The organism is Acinetobacter sp. YH1901134 (assembly GCF_013416965.1).
GTDB lineage: Bacteria > Pseudomonadota > Gammaproteobacteria > Pseudomonadales > Moraxellaceae > Acinetobacter > Acinetobacter amyesii.
Map to the genome: position 1 here is coordinate 225,041 of NZ_VPEW01000006.1, position 17,663 is coordinate 242,703.

14 protein-coding genes and 3 tRNA genes are annotated in these 17,663 nt (G+C 39.3%); 4 read left to right on the forward strand and 13 right to left on the reverse strand.

All coding sequences use genetic code 11. The features are described from left to right. Positions 1–23: 23 nt before the first annotated feature. The 4 genes from FTV50_RS08650 to FTV50_RS08665 all read right to left on the reverse strand — a co-directional run bounded on the left by FTV50_RS08650 (position 24) and on the right by FTV50_RS08665 (position 2,864). A tRNA-Glu gene (locus tag FTV50_RS08650) sits at positions 24–99 on the reverse strand. 132 nt (positions 100–231) lie between these two features. Then, positions 232–1,137 carry an alpha/beta fold hydrolase gene (locus tag FTV50_RS08655; protein ID WP_180024169.1) on the reverse strand — a complete coding sequence of 302 codons (906 nt, stop codon included), beginning with the start codon at positions 1,135–1,137 and terminating at the stop codon, positions 232–234. A gap of 109 nt (positions 1,138–1,246) precedes the next feature. Continuing rightward, positions 1,247–2,665 carry an amino acid permease gene (locus FTV50_RS08660; protein WP_180024170.1) on the reverse strand — a complete coding sequence of 473 codons (1,419 nt, stop codon included), beginning with the start codon at positions 2,663–2,665 and terminating at the stop codon, positions 1,247–1,249. 123 nt (positions 2,666–2,788) lie between these two features. Next, positions 2,789–2,864: transfer RNA gene (locus FTV50_RS08665), tRNA-Glu, on the reverse strand. 165 nt (positions 2,865–3,029) lie between these two features. Here FTV50_RS08665 and FTV50_RS08670 point away from each other — a divergent pair. After that, positions 3,030–3,662, forward strand: coding sequence for a hypothetical protein (locus FTV50_RS08670; RefSeq protein ID WP_180024171.1), 633 nt, complete (start codon positions 3,030–3,032; stop codon positions 3,660–3,662). Positions 3,663–3,818: 156 nt separating this feature from the next. On the opposite strand, the gene FTV50_RS08675 is transcribed toward FTV50_RS08670, so the two are convergent. The 8 genes from FTV50_RS08675 to pyrC form a co-directional block, all read right to left on the reverse strand. Further along, positions 3,819–5,246 carry an amino acid permease gene (locus FTV50_RS08675; RefSeq protein ID WP_078192919.1) on the reverse strand — a complete coding sequence of 476 codons (1,428 nt, stop codon included), beginning with the start codon at positions 5,244–5,246 and terminating at the stop codon, positions 3,819–3,821. 128 nt (positions 5,247–5,374) lie between these two features. Next, positions 5,375–5,527: a hypothetical protein gene (locus FTV50_RS08680; protein WP_180004134.1), complete on the reverse strand. Its 153-nt coding sequence runs from the start codon at positions 5,525–5,527 to the stop codon at positions 5,375–5,377. A gap of 65 nt (positions 5,528–5,592) precedes the next feature. After that, positions 5,593–6,360, reverse strand: a complete 768-nt coding sequence (locus tag FTV50_RS08685; protein ID WP_180024172.1) for a hypothetical protein — start codon at positions 6,358–6,360, stop codon at positions 5,593–5,595. After that, positions 6,357–7,193, reverse strand: coding sequence for a hypothetical protein (locus FTV50_RS08690; RefSeq protein WP_180024173.1), 837 nt, complete (start codon positions 7,191–7,193; stop codon positions 6,357–6,359). The genes FTV50_RS08685 and FTV50_RS08690 overlap by 4 nt, the downstream gene beginning before the upstream one ends. A 59-nt stretch (positions 7,194–7,252) precedes the next feature. Continuing rightward, a complete protein-coding gene (locus FTV50_RS08695) occupies positions 7,253–9,790 on the reverse strand; it encodes a TonB-dependent receptor plug domain-containing protein (protein ID WP_180024174.1) in 2,538 nt (845 codons plus the stop codon). Between the two features lie 201 nt (positions 9,791–9,991). After that, positions 9,992–10,067, reverse strand: a tRNA-Glu gene (locus FTV50_RS08700). A gap of 20 nt (positions 10,068–10,087) precedes the next feature. Further along, positions 10,088–10,747 (reverse strand): ribonuclease T, encoded by a 660-nt coding sequence (rnt, locus tag FTV50_RS08705; RefSeq protein ID WP_078192915.1) that lies wholly within the window; start codon positions 10,745–10,747, stop codon positions 10,088–10,090. Further along, a complete protein-coding gene (gene pyrC / locus FTV50_RS08710; RefSeq protein WP_180024175.1) occupies positions 10,732–11,766 on the reverse strand; it encodes a dihydroorotase in 1,035 nt (344 codons plus the stop codon). The genes rnt and pyrC overlap by 16 nt, the downstream gene beginning before the upstream one ends. A 151-nt stretch (positions 11,767–11,917) precedes the next feature. Here pyrC and FTV50_RS08715 point away from each other — a divergent pair, with 151 nt between their 5' ends. Next, the gene (locus tag FTV50_RS08715; protein ID WP_180024176.1) at positions 11,918–13,174 is read left to right on the forward strand and encodes a GGDEF domain-containing protein; all 1,257 of its coding nucleotides are present in this window, start codon (positions 11,918–11,920) and stop codon (positions 13,172–13,174) included. A gap of 82 nt (positions 13,175–13,256) precedes the next feature. On the opposite strand, the gene argG is transcribed toward FTV50_RS08715, so the two are convergent. Further along, a complete protein-coding gene (gene argG, locus FTV50_RS08720) occupies positions 13,257–14,600 on the reverse strand; it encodes an argininosuccinate synthase (RefSeq protein ID WP_078189146.1) in 1,344 nt (447 codons plus the stop codon). A gap of 618 nt (positions 14,601–15,218) precedes the next feature. Between argG and lldP the strand changes: the two genes are divergently transcribed. Together lldP and lldR are read left to right on the forward strand one after the other, a co-directional pair. Continuing rightward, entirely contained in the window at positions 15,219–16,886 is a 1,668-nt protein-coding gene (gene lldP / locus FTV50_RS08725; protein WP_171256696.1) for an L-lactate permease, read from the forward strand. Between the two features lie 32 nt (positions 16,887–16,918). Next, on the forward strand, positions 16,919–17,662 hold the full coding sequence (lldR, locus tag FTV50_RS08730; protein WP_078189144.1) for a transcriptional regulator LldR: 744 nt from the start codon (positions 16,919–16,921) through the stop codon (positions 17,660–17,662). Position 17,663: the final 1 nt, after the last annotated feature.

Genomic DNA, 17,663 nt, shown 5'->3' on the forward strand with positions numbered 1-17,663 from the left:
AGTGGTTAAAACCAACTCGAATATGGCGTCCCTACGGGGATTCGAACCCCGGTTACCGCCGTGAAAGGGCGATGTCCTAGGCCTCTAGACGATAGGGACGTTTCAGAGGTGGGCGTATATTAGGGTGAAAATCGGGGGGTGTCAAACGCTTTTCTATAAATAAATTCAGTTTTTGTTGTTGAGTGCATAAAATTAAAACAATTTGCTAAAAATGTTTGAAAAATACATTATTTATGTCGATTTTTTCAACACTTGTAAGATTGTAGCAATAACTTCTGGATGCGTTAAATATCCAGCAATATCGTGTGGGTGTTCAATCGATGTCTGAATTTGCTGGTTGATAATGGCGGGTTGAAAATCAAATGGTGCCTGACTCAGTGGAAAAGCGCTGAGAAAATCATCATGTGAATAAAAGTTTAACCAATCGCCTGAAATTGCATCAGGTCGCTGTAAAGGCTGAGGTAAGTGGGCTTGGATGACACGAAAAGCCAAAGGTGAGCCCAAGGTGATAAAGCGCTTTATGTTGAGTTCAGGATGTAACAGTAAAAAATGATACGCAATCACGCTACCTAATGAATGTGCAATCAACAGGGTGGGTTTCGTTTGATGTAATTGCTCATGCAGACGAGTGTGAACTGCCTGAATAAAGTGTGGATTGGATAAATAGAGATAAGTTTCGACCAAAAATTTATGCAAAAGTGTGGCATGTAATTTTGGGAAATAATTCATTAAAACTGCAAAATCGCGTAGCGCAAGATCTTTGCCAAGTGCAGTGATCGATTTGAATGATTGGCTTAATCCAATAGCATCATTAAGGGTGATGTCAGGTAGATTGTTTTGTATGGCGTGATGCTCAAGTACTTTTGGTGATTTTTCTGGGAGTTCAGTACGATGGATAAACGGAAAATGTGGCCACGTTTGAGGTGTCAAGGTGCTGGCTTGAAGCATATTCTGCAAATGATAACGCGTGAGTAAGTCTCCATAAAAAGGCATGCGCATATGGTGCTGTATATACGATAAAAAAGTCTCTTGATGGCTTTGCTTTAAGCCTTGAGACAACAGTGCAAGCCAATGCTGTTCGAGCGAACGTGCAGTTTGTTGCTGTTGATTCATGCCATGGATAAAGATGATCTGCATATTGCACCTCATCGACGGACCAATTTTTATTCTACTTTTATTAAAATATAGCCATAAAAAAAGAGCAACCGAAGTTACTCTTTTATCGTGTTTGGCATGACAACGCAGATCAATCTTTGTTGTGATACAAGGTGTAGTAGCTGATATAACACGCCACAATGAAGATCATACAGCAGATAAAGCCAGTCAACATTTCTGGATCAAATACCATACTAATACAGGTAATAAGACAGAATACAAAACCGAGTATTGGCACGATTGGGAAGAGTGGTGCAGCAAAAGCTAAATCTTTTGCAGTTTTGCCTTCTTTATACCACTGACGGCGGAAGTTGAATTGGCTTAAACAAATACTCATCCACACTACCACCATGGTAAATGCCGCAACACCTAACAAGTTTTTGAAGATGGTTTCTGGTGCAAATTGCTCAGAAAGTAAGCCCGGCATACCACCGATCATGGTCACAATTACTGCAACATAAGGAGTACCACGTGAGTTCACTTTAGAGAACACTGCAGGTAATTGCTTACTATAGGACAATGACCACATCATTCGAGATGCAGCAAATAAACCAGAGTTTGCAGCAGAAAGTAGCGCTGTGATAATCACAAAGCGGATGATGTCTTCTGCATAAGGAATACCAATGTGCTGGAATACCGTTACGAAAGGTGAACTACTTACACCTTCGGCAGATAAGCCGGCCTCTTGGTGTGGTAATAGTGCAGTAATAACAACAATGGTACCCACAAAGAAAATCAATAAGCGGAAAATCGCCGTGTTAATGGCTTTAGGCACATTTTTCGCTGGATCTTTGGTTTCACCCGCAGCAACACCAATCAGTTCAGTACCTGAGAATGCAAAGTTAACAATCAACATTGTAGCGAAGATTGGGAACAAACCTTCAGGGAACCAGCCTTGTGCAGTGAGGTTGCTAAACAGCGGTGCAGCTTCATAGCCTTGATAGCCTAAAACACCAAAAATGGCCAATAGACCTAAAATAATAAAGGCTACAACGGTAATCACTTTGACTAAGGCTAGCCAAAATTCAGATTCAGCAAACCATTTAGTTGAAATCATATTCAAGCAGAATACAAAAGCACCAAAGATTAAGGTCCACATCCACATAGAGCTGTCTGGGAACCATTCCTGCATTAAAAGTGCAGCAGCAGTAAATTCAGTTCCTAGCGTTACTGACCATGTTAGCCAATACAGCCAAGTGATGGTATAACCCGTACCCGGTCCGATATAGCGTTTAGCATAAGCGCCAAATGAACCAGATTCTGGCATATGTACCGCGAGCTCGCCTAAGCAAAGCATCACCATATAGGCGATAATACCGCCTAAAAAATACGAAATAATGGCACCTACAGGCCCCGTTTGTGCAATGACTTCACCCGAACCAAGAAATAAACCAGTACCGATTGCGCCGCCAAGCGAAATCATCACCAGATGTCGAGTACTCATAGCGCGTTTTAACGGCGCAGAATTGCCCTGATGCGAAGCATCATTCGGAGAATGTGATGACTGCATAGAGAAAAAGGAGAATCAAATAATGAAGCGAGTAATTGTAGAGAAGAATGCAATGATGATGCAATCAATTAATATAAATTATAGATAAATAAACTTTAAGTTTGTCAGAGCTGACAGAAGAATTGGCGTCCCTACGGGGATTCGAACCCCGGTTACCGCCGTGAAAGGGCGATGTCCTAGGCCTCTAGACGATAGGGACGTTTTGAGGTGGGTGTATAGTACATAGCCCATCTATATTTGTCAAAATAGAGTTTCATTGTTATATTCTAAATGTATATAAATGAAACAAAAACAGAATTTTTTTAATGAAAAATAATTTAATGAGTTTATTTCTGGAATTTTATTTGAAATCAATCAATTTAATGTGGGCAAAGTCCATGAAAGATTCTATATAGTTTTATTGAATTATTTGCATTGGTTTGAAATTTATACAAATAATTTTTCTTCGTATATTAGTAAATCAGAGTTTGAAAGAATTATTGATGAACTTTTATTTAGGGATTTAGATGGGGAAAGTAGAATTACGTATAATCACCTTAAATCTTTAGATAATTCTCATTATTTTTTAGATATCCAGAGCTTTTTTAAATTATATTTAATCTTAAAGGTTCGAAGATATCAGTTGTCTAGTGATGATGTAGAACTTGAAAAATTAGAAAAAAAATTGGATGTATGTTTTGAGCCAATGTTGTGGAGTAAAGACAAACAAAATTTATTGGTTATTAATCGTGATTTTCCTGAATTTAAAAAACAGATGAATTCAAGTCGGGTGCTTTTGCCACTTTCATTAATAGTTTTTAACTTTACTTTTGTTGAATTAATATCTAATACAAGTTTGAGAGTATCTATCCAAATATTTCTAGCAATAGTAGCTGCGTGTCTTTTAGCTAATGTTTCTAAGGGGGCAAAATCCGAAAAGGACTCATTAGAGTTGAAAGTATGGGATTATATCTTGGTGTTGAGCGAGAATAAAAATTCATTAACGAAAAGCAGTTGAACGATTTCCTTAAATTATAATTTGTACAGTGGTTTTTGTGGATTAAACTGCTCCCACAAATCATTTTTGAATTTATATGGGAACCCTAATTTTTCTCTCATAGGGAAGAGAAATAGTTTCATAAAAAAAGGTGGCTAATGAGCCACCTTAACTATTTTATTTATCGTGATATAACCAATAATAACCTGCATAACACGCCGCCATAAAGATCAGACAGCCAATAAAGCCTGAAAGCATTTCAGGATCTGCAGCCATACTTAAACCTGTTGCGGTACAGCAGACAAAGCCAAGAATTGGAACCAGCGGGAACCATGGTGTACGGAATTTAAGTTCTGACACGCTATGACCTTGTTTCAGCCATTGGCGACGGAAGTTAAATTGACTCCAACAAATACTCATCCACACGATCACCATGGTGAAAGCGGCAACCCCCATCAAGTTCTTGAAGATCACATCTGCGCCAAATTGTTCTGACAATAGACCCGGTAAACCACCGATCATAGTGACCAATACAGCAATATAAGGCACACCAGTTTTGCTTAATTTGCCGAAAGCACGTGGTAATTGTTTTTGTGCGGACAGCGCCCACATCATACGTGATGCAGCATATAAACCAGAGTTAGCTGTAGACAGTAAAGCCGTAATAATGACGAAACGAATTAAGTCTTCTGCATAGGGAATGCCCATCAGGTTAAATACGGAAACGAATGGGCTACTACTTAAGCCGCCATGTCCGCCGACATTTAAACCTGCATCGGTATAGGTCAACAGTGAACTGATGACGATAATAGTGCCGACAAAGAAAATGATTAAGCGCCATACCGCAGCATGAATGGCTTTAGGCACATTCTTTTCAGGGTTTTCAGTTTCACCTGCAGCGATACCAATCATCTCCGTACCATTAAAGGCAAAGTTCACGATCAATAGCGTGGCAAACAGTGGGAACAAACCATTTGGCAGCCAACCATGTTCAGTCAAATTGTGGAACATTGGAGCTGATTCATAGCCTTGGAAAGGCACGAAACCAAAGATGCAGGCAAAACCAAGGATGATGAAAATCAACACTGTTGCAACTTTCACCATTGATAACCAAAATTCTGACTCTGCGAATGCGCGTGTAGAACTTAGATTAGAGATCAGTACGCCAGCTGCAAAGATCAGTGTCCATAACCAAATAGAGGTTTGTGGAAACCATTCCTGCATCAAAATAGCCGCCGCAGTAAATTCTGTACCTAAGGTGGCAGACCAGCCCAACCAGTACATCCAAGACACCATATAGCCGGTACCCGGGCCAATATAATTTGTCGCAAAAGCACCAAAAGAGCCAGAAACAGGTAAATGTACGGCAAGTTCACCCAAACAGAGCATAACCATGTAGGCGATTAGACCGCCAATAATGTAGGCAAGTACAGCGCCCAAAGGCCCAGCTTGTGAAATAACTTCACCTGAACCCATAAACAAACCAGTACCAATTGCACCACCAAGTGAGAGCATCACAAGGTGTCGAGTCGTCATCGCACGTTTAAGCGATGGACTTTTACCTTCAGCAGACGAGTGTTGCGAAGGTTCAGAGGGAGATTGCATAGTGAAATGAAAATTGAATGAAAGGTATATTTTATGATTGAATGCAGTGAAATGATTGATAAATCGAATTTTTCTTATAATGTGATAATACTGATCTAAAATTTAAATCTTTAGCACTGACCATTGGATTAATGGTCAGGAGTTTGATATTCGGCTTCGGAGGTTGCAGGTACTTGAGTTTGTTCGGTTACAGGGGCTTTGTTGTCATCGCGGCTCACAATATACAGATAGAGTGCAGATGGAAATAAGATGGCTAAAACCAAGAGCAACTTTTTAAACATAGGGTATTCTTACATCAAAATAGATCAAGCTGAAGTATAAACAAAACCAGTCAGGCTGTAATTAATTAAAGTTTACGGTTTTTCTGTTCTAGATTGGACAGGATGACTTGGTAGATGTCAGGGTAGTGTTGTTTAAAGTTCCGTTGTTGCATGATCGTAATGGTTGAGGCATTTGGCTCGACACCCAGTTTTAAAATTTTTTGGGTTAAAGCGAGTTGAGGGGAGCGACCATCAAAATGTGTATTCACTAAGTTACCATCGGTATATTTTACTGTGAGTCCGATATTCAGGAGATAATCAAAAACATCAGGCAAACCAAAACCGGCAGCTTTGTAGAGTAAATTATATGTTTCTGCACGATAGCCACGGCCGTATGTTTGATGTGTTTTTAATAATCCTAATGCATTATAAAATTCTAACTTGGCAATAATTTCTTGTTCATTAATAGAACCATCGCCATTTTTTAAAGTCCTATTGATGGTATTAAAAGTGACATTGTTTGAGCTGGGTTTGCAATTAGCAGCAATCAGTCGCTTGATATCTTGAAGTGGAAGTATAAGATGCGCTGTGTCACACATTTTTTTAACTTCTTTATTTTTCATTTTACTGCTTTGAATATTTTTATTTTCAAATTCCTGCACTATGGCTGACCAACCATATATGTTTATAAATTTATAATAACGAGATGCATCATTTGTCATCCCTTTGATCTTTTTAAAGTCGTGAATGTTTTTCACTGATGGTGCATTGGTAGCGTGATTTTGTGGCACTGGAGCATTTGCAAAGCAATGCATACTCATTAGCAGGCAGCTGGTAATAACGATGTTTTTCATGGTTTATGTGTTTTTAATAAATTGTAAACGTCAGGATGTTTGGTGGAAAAGTCATTCTGTTCTATTTGTTTATAGACGCTACTATTGGGCTCGATTCCTGCATTCAGTAGTTTTTGAACCAAACTCACAGAAGGGTTACGGCCTTTGATATTGTCTAAAATTAAATTACCATCCACGCCCGTGTAATCGACACCGATACTCAGCAAATAATCAGAAACGTCTTCTAGTCCCCAACCAATTGCTTTGGATTGTAAAGAGCTTTTTTCTTCATACGGGCCAAATTTATACGTAACGTGTGTTTGTAAAACATTTTCCGACTTGTAGAGTTTTAATTTTTCAATGATTTCATTTTGATCTATTTTGCCTTCTGCATTGGTTAATGCGCCATTAATAATCATAGAGGATGAACGGCCATTGAGTGGTTTGCAATTTGCTTTAAATAAGCGTTTGGTTTGATCGGCAGTACTTAGACTCAGTGCAATTTCGCAAAGTTTTTCTTTTTCCCCTTTAGGCATTTTACTTTTTAGAATGGTTCCATTTTCAAAATCACGAACGATTGACTCCCAACCGTATTTGGTTGCTGTTCGATAATACTGTATTGCTTCTTCGCTCAATTTTTTGGGTTTTTTCGCTTGTATTTGAGTGTCACGATCGTTGGTTTTGGGAGTAAAGGATTCTTGGTCATCATTCAATGCTGTTTGATTTGTATGATTGGCATCGTGCTCAACAGTATTTGAATGATTTATCGGTAGGCTGGCTTCGGGTCTAAAAATGTAGATGAAGATACCGAGACATAATATGCACAGGCCAAAGAGTAAGATTATTTTTTTCATGTTTTATTCTATTTGAAAATGAATCAAGAGCGTTTTTAGGCGCTCTTGATAGGGGAAGTTTAAAATTTAAATGTGACATCAGCAATGAACTGTCGCCCAATTTCAGATCTAAGTCTGTTGGTCGACTCACTAATACCTGGGGTGGTATAGATATTATGTCGATTGGTAATATTGTTAATGGTTAAACCGAATATTGCTTTGTAATCTTTAGCGAAATTGAAATCATAAGTGGTACGCATATCCCAACTAAATCGAGGTCTAATCGTATCTGTAGCATAGGCTTCCAACAGGACACCATCATGTTCAACTTTGTTTTTTAGTTTATACGTATCTTTATATTCAGATTTGTAGCTTAAGAAGTTATTAATCTTTAATGGTAAATTTGAAAACTCAATGTCCCAACCAAAACGAGCAGTCCAAGGCTGATTGAAATTTTCAACAGGACGTTCATTAAATTGGATGAGGCTGCCGTTAAAGATAATATCGCGATCTTCAGCAGCCGTATTACTGTTAACGTTATATGACTCAGAATAGTCTAAATAATTTTTTTCTGATTCAGTGTAATCAAAGCCAAAGTTAAACCCGTGCAGAGAGTTTTTATATACGACTGGCAGCGTATTTCTGAGTGTGAGTGTGTAAATGTCAGCTTTTGCTTTACCACTATTACTATATTCAAAATGATCGATGGTATTGCTGGTGGTTGGATCAATAAAACGATTTTTTGTGATTTCATCTTTGCTATCGCGATTCACCCATTTCAGACCAAGGTTCCAGTTTTTAGCTTGGCTATTAATGGCAAACACAATTTCGTCAGCATAAGGGGTCTTTAAATTGGCACGTTGAATATTGGAATTAGCTAATATTAAATCTGATAACCCAGTTTGAGTCCAATAGTCTTCAGTTTGATTTTTTGTGCGTTTTAAATTGTATTCCAAAAATGCAAGTTGATCTTGCAGTTCAGTGGCTAAGGTATAGTTTGCATAATATCGATTCCATCCCGTAGTGAAGGACAAAAGATCATTTTTTAGCGGTTTATAGTTAAAGGCACTACGAGGTGCAATATTTAAATTTTTCGACAAGCTGTCATAATCTGCACGTAAACCTAAACGCGCTGAAAAATTATCCCAAGTCGATGTGTTTTCAATGAAGGTATGCACACGTTGTTGGTCAATATTAACTTTACCTTTTTGATAATACTTGCCATTTGTTTGATATTGGCCTTGATAGTTATTTTCATCCGTTGCTTCATCACAAAGAATATCACCTGCCGTACAGCTAATGCCTGAACTAGATGTAAAAGTCTTAGGCTGATTATACATATAGGCATCGTTAGGCCGTTCCCATGCAATTTTAGAATAGTCATAGCCCATACCAAAGCTTAATTGTTGCATGCTGTTGCCAATCTGAATGGTATCAAACGCATTTTTTAGACTATACGAAAATGTATCTTGGTGTAATTCAATATCACTACTTGTGGCACCTTCACCAGGATTAGAACTCCAGTTTTTAGTTGGTGTTTGCTTCCAAAGAATGCCGGTAGTTGAATCATTTTCACGTGCTTGGCTTAGCGTTTGATAGCTAATATTTTGTTTTAATGTTGAATTATTGAGTTTACTTTCTAATTCACCAAAAAATGTCAGCGTTTCTGTATTGCTAATACTTTTTGAATTTATTCGCTTATCAACGAAATTTAGACTGTCCAAATCCCCTAAATCAAAGCCAAACTTCGCTTTGATTGTGTCCGAAGGTGTGTAAAAAAGGGTAGTCCCTAAGTTGATATTATTACGCTCGCTTTTGACTTTACTGCGATCTTCTAAACCACTCATTACTGGAACGATGGATTCACGTTTAGAGGCATAACTATTGATGCCCCATTGTTCAGAGAGTTTGCTGTATAGATTCAGGCTTAGGCCGTGTTTTTTATATTCTTTATTATTTGATGATGTTGGATCTTCAAACTCTGCAGCTTCTTCTTCATCGGTAAAATGATAACGTGACCAATCACTTTCCGTGTAGTCGTAAGTAAGGGAGCCGTGGATTTTGCCAATTTCAGTATTTGGGGCACAAGTTTCAGCATTAACTACACCACCTGTAAATTCGCCGTATGCTGCAGAAACATTACTATCGATCAATTCTAATTTACAAATTAAATCGGTATTTAGGGCAATCCCTTGTGAGCCACCATCAAGCTTGCCTGAATAGGAGTTGCCGCTTGCCAGAGGGTCAAGGTTATTGGTGGTATTGACGCCGTTAATTACAAATTTATTTCGGTAAGTTTGCGCGCCATTAATAGAAATCTCGGATGGTCGTAGCTCAGCCTGTGAATCTGCAGAACGTTGTTCACGGCTAAACTGCACATTTGGATTAACTTTTAAAAAGTCTGTGATATTTTTTGAGCTATTCGGCGTTTTTTCTAAATCTTCTTTGGTGTAGACGGTTTTACCTACTTCTTGCTTGGCTTTGACTTCAACCTCAATAGGTGTCATCGACACCGTATTGGTTTTGATTTCTTCGGAGATCTGGCTTTCATTTGCATACGTTTGAGATGCTAAAGCAGTCAAAATTGCGATATTAAGGGGAGAATAGGCAAAGCGCATGGCTGTCAACAATTATGCAGATAAAAACGATAGCGATTATCATTAACTTTACAAGAATAATCAATAGAAATGAGAATTATTTGCAATAAGTGATTTTTTAATACACAGCAAATTTAATGAAAATTTTGAATAATCTGGAGAGATGGTGATGTGTATTCAATAGACTTGAATATTCAGCTTGGAGAAAGTCTGAATAAGAATTGGCGTCCCTACGGGGATTCGAACCCCGGTTACCGCCGTGAAAGGGCGATGTCCTAGGCCTCTAGACGATAGGGACGTTTAGAAGATGGCGGTATCTTATTGATCCGCCATCATAGTGTCAAGTAGGTGAGGGCCGAGTTTGTTCAAAATATAACAGAACAGTTCAGCGGTCTTCTGAGTATCGTAAAGTGCAGAGTGTGCTTCTTTACCATCAAACTCAATACCAGCTTGAATACATGATTTTGCCAGCACAGTTTGTCCAAACATTACAGCGCTCAAAGTCACTGTATCGAATACGGAAAAACTATGGAAAGGATTTTGATTTTTTGTTCCTGTGCGTGCAATAGCTGCCTGTACAAACCCTAAATCAAAATGTGCATTGTGACCAACTAAAACAGCATGAGTGCAGTTTTGTTGACGACGTACTTCATTCACTGACTTAAAAATACGTTTTAATGCTGATTTCTCATCTTCAGCCATGGCCATACGCATCGGATTAAATGGATCTACACCAATAAAATCCAGTGAGCGACGGTCAAGGTTGGCACCTTCAAACGGATTGATATGTGCATGGTGGGCTTCACCCGGTACAAAATTACCTTCTGCATCATACACAATAGGAATAGCTGCAATTTCCAGTAAGGCATCGGTCTGTGAATTAAAACCTGCTGTTTCGACATCGACAACAACAGGTAGGAATCCACGGAAACGTTGACCAATGACTGGTCGAGTTTCATCTGTCACACTTTTCTCCATTGGATGGTCTTACCCGCATACAACGGAATAATTTTTTCGCCATCCAAATAGTCTAAACTTTCAGGGATCATTTGATCTTCTTTTACCAAGGTAATGGTATTGGTATTTCGAGGGAGTCCGTAGAAGTCTGCACCAAAGTGGCTTGCAAAACCTTCTAAACGGTCGATTTTACCGACTTGATCAAATGCTTGAGCGTATAGCTCAATTGCTGTTGGTGCACTATAACATCCTGCACAGCCACATGCATTTTCTTTAGCATTTTTTGAGTGCGGCGCACTGTCTGTACCTAAGAAAAATTTAGGGTTCGCACTGGTCGCAACTTCGAGCAAAGTTTGCTGATGGGTTTGACGTTTTAATATCGGTAGGCAATAGAAATGCGGTTTAATGCCACCCACCAACATGTCATTACGGTTAAACAATAAATGTTGCGGTGTGATTGTCGCAGCCACATTACGGTCTTGTTCTAATACAAAATGCGCAGCTTCACTAGTAGTGATGTGTTCTAGCACCAATTTTAATTTAGGGAACTGTTTTAACAGTGGAGAAAGCACTTCATCAAGGAAACGTTTTTCACGGTCAAAAATATCAACATGGTTATGCGTCACTTCACCATGTAACAGTAACGGCACTTGGTGTTCTTCGAGTTGCTCAATCACACCATAGACTTTACTAATATCACTGACACCACTGTCTGAGTTCGTGGTTGCACCCGCTGGATAGAGCTTAATGGCATTAACATGCTCAGACTCTTTAATTTTTTTAACTTCACTTGCAGGGGTGTTGTCTGTGAAATAGAGCACCATACGCGGGTCAAAGTGAACGCCTTCAGGAACATTTGCCATGATGCGTTCACGGTATGCATTTGCTTCTTCAACGGTTTTTACTGGTGGTACGGTGTTTGGCATACAAATCGCACGAGAGAATTGTTGTGCTAAATCAGGAACTGTACGCTTTAGGGCTAGACCGTCACGTAAATGTGCATGCCAATCATCTGGCTGAAGAAGAGTAATCGTGTTCACAGCGATTCCAAGCTTGGAAATAAAACAAATGATAATGCAAATAATGTGAAAATGGTAACGAGATTTCTGTACAAATGACTGAACAGATATAAATTAAGAATAAAACTGTGGTATTTTTAAATGACTAAAAGAATTAGATAAATGCTTGGAAATGGAATACAAGTATAACCTTGCAAAGTTGCAATACGATAAAGAAAAAATAGAGGAACTGATTACAAGGCAAACTCGTCGTGTAGGGGAAATGTTTCCTAAAAAACTGGAAACTCAATTTTGGACTTTAAGCCTCGATCGTGCGCAAACCAACATACGTCATTTTTTTTGGATGGGAGTGTTGATCTACTTTGTGCTCACGATGCTGATCATTCCCGGAGATTACTGGATAATTGATCAACAGCATTTTGTGCATGATTTTATTCGTTGTTTGGTCGGTCAGATCAATGGTGCGCTGTGTCTTTTGGCTTTATATACCTTTGCCTGTAATGACCGTCTGAAGCCTTATTTTTCACATGCCAGTATGTTTGTGGTGTTTTGGGCTGTTATTTCAATGTCTTGGCTCACCATGACCGTGTATACCGAAGCACTTAAACATCAGGCCATGATGATCCTTTGTATGATTTACATCTTGAGCTATATTTTGACTGGGGTGAAACCGGTCCAAATGTTGATGTCTGGATTGTTGGCTGCTGTGGTCACCATATTGATGCTTTTTTCATTAGAAGTGAAATTTGATGTGATGGTGTTGGGGCGTGTACTGATTGGAAGCTGTGTATTGGGTTTTGCAATCAGTAAGATGCTCTGTGCGCGTGAACGGATGATATTTTTGAATATGCTGCGCGCGGATATTAGTGAAAAAATCCATCGTATTCATACCACAGAGCTTTTACATTTAAGTCAGCATGATGAATTAACCAAGATTTCTAACCGACGTACTTTTGATGAAATGCTTGATACCTTTTATGAGCAATCTCGACGTAATAACACCTCGCTTGCTGTGCTATTTATCGATGTTGATCATTTTAAAAACTATAACGATTTCTACGGTCATCAAAAAGGTGATGATGTAATTTCAACCATTGCCAAAACCATTAAAAATGCCATTCGACATATGGATTTTGTAGCGCGATATGGTGGTGAAGAATTTGTGGTTTTATTGCCTGAAACCGATGCGCATGGTGCTTATGCGGTAGCGTCAAATATTTATAAAGCAATCGATCGTTTAGAAATTCCACATGCCAAATCACAGGTTTCGAATCACGTCACTATTAGTTTGGGTATTACGGTATATCGTGCTGAAAATATGACGAAGGATGAACTGTTAAATATTGCCGATCAGGCGTTGTATCGTGCGAAACAATTAGGCCGGAATCAAATTTACTATCAGTCGATTCGTTCAGCACATGTGGCTTAATGTGTAATAAAATTGAGAACTTCTCTGAAATCGGCAATAAAAAACCGCGCAAAATGCGCGGTTTTTTATGACTAAACAAATCTTATTTGTTTTTGTCTTTTAATTGAGGCACTGCAGAACCTGTACCTACTGCAAGTAAGCCAGAATTTGTGTAGATGCCTAATTTAGCGCGAGTATCTGTGATATCAAGGTTACGCATAGTCAATTGACCGATACGGTCAGCAGGACTAAACATAGAGTCACCTTTCTCCATAGTTAAACGCTCAGCTTCATAAGTGAGGTTAGGAGATTCAGTGTTTAGAATAGTGTAGTCATTACCACGACGAAGTTCTAAAGTCACAGTACCAGTGATTGCTTTAGCAACCCAACGCTGCGCAGTTTCACGAAGCATTAATGATTGAGAATCGAACCAACGACCTTGGTAAAGAAGACGACCTAAACGCAGACCGTTAATACGGTATTGTTCGATGGTGTCTTCGTTATGAATACCAGTCACTAAACGTTCATAAGCGATATGAAGAAGTGCCATACCCGGAGCTTCGTAGATACCACGAGATTTTGCTTCAATGATACGGTTTTCGATTTGGTCAGACATACCTAGACCATGACGACCACCGATACGGTTAGCTTCAAGAATGAACTCAACTGGGTTTTCGATGCGTTTGCCATTTAATGCAACAGGGAAGCCTTCTTCGAAAGTTACAGAAACTTCTTCAGCTTTTACTTCTACGTCATCTTTCCAGAACGCAACGCCCATGATTGGGTCGACGATTTTGATACCCGCATTAAGGTATTCAAGATCTTTTGCTTCGTGAGTCGCACCTAACATGTTTGAGTCAGTTGAGTACGCTTTCTCTTTTGACATTTTGTAGTCAAAACCATTGTCGATCAGGAACTGTGACATTTCTGCACGGCCACCTAGCTCGTCAATGAAAGTTTGGTCTAACCAAGGTTTGTAAATTTTTAGCGATGGGTTAGTCAACAGACCATAACGGTAGAAACGTTCAATGTCGTTACCTTTATAAGTCGAACCGTCACCCCAGATGTTTACGTCATCTTCTTTCATTGCGGTTACAAGCATTGTACCTGTAACTGCACGACCAAGAGGAGTCGTGTTGAAATAAGGCATACCACCAGTTGAAATGTGGAAAGCGCCACATTGAATAGCCGCAATACCTTCTAAAGCAAGTTGTAAACGACAATCAACTAAGCGAGCTTTAACTGCGCCATACGCTTCCGCTTTTTTTGGAATCGCATCGTAGTCGTCTTCATCAGGTTGACCTAAGTTTGCTGTGTAAGCATAAGGTTCCGCACCTTTTTGTTTCATCCACAAAAGCGCAGCTGAAGTATCTAGACCACCAGAGAAGGCAATACCAACTTTTTTGCCAACTGGGACATTCTGCAAGATAGTTGCATTATCAGTCATTGTTAATCCTAACGATATAAATATAGGCACCGAGAATGGGTGGCCTGAAAGAATACATATATGTGCGCGATTGTAGCACTTTTCTGCACGGTTTTTCTAAAAAATCATGAGATACAAGCGATGAGGTAGAAAAAAATGATCGTTGAAATCTATTGATGAATACTTCATCCAGTTTTTGCGGGCGGAAAAGGCATTTTCTGAAAGAAATAGGTTGCAAATATAAAGAAATATATTTGATTTAAATAAATGGTCATACCAATATTGGGTTGATTTGGTTTTTATCCTTTTCGCTGAAATGAGACTGAAGTCAAACAAAGCTTGGTTATTAGACTAAAGTATATTTTATAGAATTTATTCATAAATAATAATTATAAAACAGATATTTAAAAAATTGTTTTTAAAAATTCAAACTGGAAAATAATGTTTTTGCATTGAGTATTGGTCATACCAAAAACAAGAAAAGCTTGAATGATTGAGTTGAAATAATTAAAAATTGCGGAGTATTTCAGCAATAGTATGAGTTTTTATGTGTTTAATATTTATATTGGTCATACCGATGTAAAAAGACCATATACTGATATTGCTCAATAATTAAATCTTAGTAAGCATTTCAAGGAGATGACAATGCTTCAATGGCAGCAAATATATGACCCAATGGGGAATATATGGATATCAAGTTTAATTGCGCTCATTCCGATTATCTTTTTTTTCTTGGCGCTTGCTGTATTTCGTTTAAAAGGCAGTGTGGCAGGTACGATCACCGTTGTACTGGCACTTTTGGTGTCTTTATTTGCCTATGACATGCCTGCGCTTATGGCATTGGCTTCGATGGTCTACGGTTTCTTCTACGGTTTATGGCCGATTGCATGGATCATTATTGGTGCGGTGTTCCTGTATAAAATTTCTGTCAAAACAGGGCAGTTTGACATCATCCGTTCTTCGATTCTTTCCATTACTGAAGATCAACGATTACAGATGCTGTTAGTTGGCTTTGCTTTCGGTACTTTCCTCGAAGGTGCGGCGGGCTTTGGTGCCCCTGTGGCGATTACTGCAGCACTATTGGTAGGTTTAGGCTTTAAGCCTTTATATGCGGCAGGTCTTTGTCTGATCGTCAATACTGCGCCAGTGGCTTTTGGTGCGATGGGTATTCCAATTATCGTTGCTGGGCAAGTGTCTGGTGTTGATACGATGGAAATCAGTCAGATGGTTGGTCGACAGCTGCCATTTATGGTGCCGATTGTACTGTTTTGGATTATGGCGATTATGGATGGCTGGCGCGGTGTGAAGGAAACTTGGCCTGCAGTTGTGGTTGGCGCGAGTAGCTTTGCGATTGCACAGTACCTAACCTCGAACTTTGTCGGTCCTGAATTACCAGATATTACCGCGGCGATTGCCTCTTTAGTGTCATTAACGATTTTATTTAAATATTGGCAGCCTAAACATATTTTCCGCTTTGCAGATCAAGATGCGACGATGAGTGAAGATGTTGCTGCACAAAAACAGCAAAAATATAGCTTGGGTCAAATTGCAAAAGCGTGGTCGCCATTTGCGATCTTAACGGTGATGGTTACGATCTGGAGTATTAAACCGTTTAAGGATTTATTTACTAAAGACGGTGCCTTACATGATTTGGTTATTTCGATCAAAGTGCCATTTTTACATCAATTGGTTCAAAAGATGCCGCCAGTCGTACCTGAAATGAAGGACTACGATGCCATCTATAAATTTGATTGGTTTTCGGCAACAGGTACGGCAATTGTCATTGCTGCGATCATTACCATTATTTTCTTAAAAATGAAGCCGAAAGACGCGATTGTGACCTTTGGTGAAACTATTAATGAATTAAAAATTCCAATTTATTCGATTGGAATGGTCTTGGCTTTTGCATTTATCGCCAACTATTCAGGGATGTCAGCAACATTGGCATTAGCACTTGCGCATACAGGTCAAGCCTTTACCTTCTTCTCACCATTTTTAGGATGGCTTGGTGTCTTCCTCACGGGTTCAGATACGTCAGCCAATGCATTATTTGCTGCATTACAGGCAACCACTGCACAGCAAATCGGTGTACCAGAAGTATTACTCGTTGCTGCCAATACCAGTGGTGGTGTGACAGGAAAAATGATTTCACCCCAGTCCATTGCAATTGCATGTGCGGCAGTTGGCTTGGTAGGTAAAGAGTCTGATTTATTCCGTTTTACCGTAAAACACAGTATAACGTTCACAATCATGATGGGGATTTTAATCACCCTACAAGCTTATGTGTTCCCTTGGATGATTCCATAACACGCATTGTGTAACAACGTTAAGGAAAGCAGATGAAAGTCTCTGATAAAACTGTTCAAAGTCTTCGTGTATTGATTGAAGAAAGCAATATGCAAGTTGGAGATCGTCTGCCTGCTGAACGGAAACTGTGTGAACAACTTGGCGTCTCACGCACCTCTTTACGCGAAGCGATTTCTCAATTGACCAGCATGGGCGTGTTGGTCAGTAAAGTCGGTGCGGGGACTTTTTTAAAGCAATTACCTGCGACTTGGTCGAGTTATCAAATTGTGCAGCCCATTAGCAGTTTGATTAGTGAAGACCCTGCCTACCGGTTTGATGTGCAAGAGGCGCGCATTATTTTGGAAGGTGGTACCGCATGGTATGCGGCACAACGTGCTACAGCAGAGGACTTGGCACATATCCGACATTATTATGATCAGATCAATCATTTTCAGGCTTTAGGCAATGACGATGAAGCAGCGCGTGCAGATGCCAAATTTCATTTAGCAATTGCTGAAGCTTCACACAATTTAGTGTTGATTCAGATGATGCGTGGTCTATTTGATCTGTTGCAATTTAATGTCGTTTTAGGTCGTCGAAAAGTTTATAGCGAAGCACACCGATTTGATCAATTGCATGATCAGCACTTTCAAGTCATGAATGCAATTGAACGTCGTGATCCTGAAGCTGCACGTAAAGCAGTCTGTGGACACATTGAGTTTGTAGTACAACAGGTGCGTATGATTGATGAAGAAGAAGCTCGTCGTCAGCGTGCCAGTCGATTAAACAGGATATAAG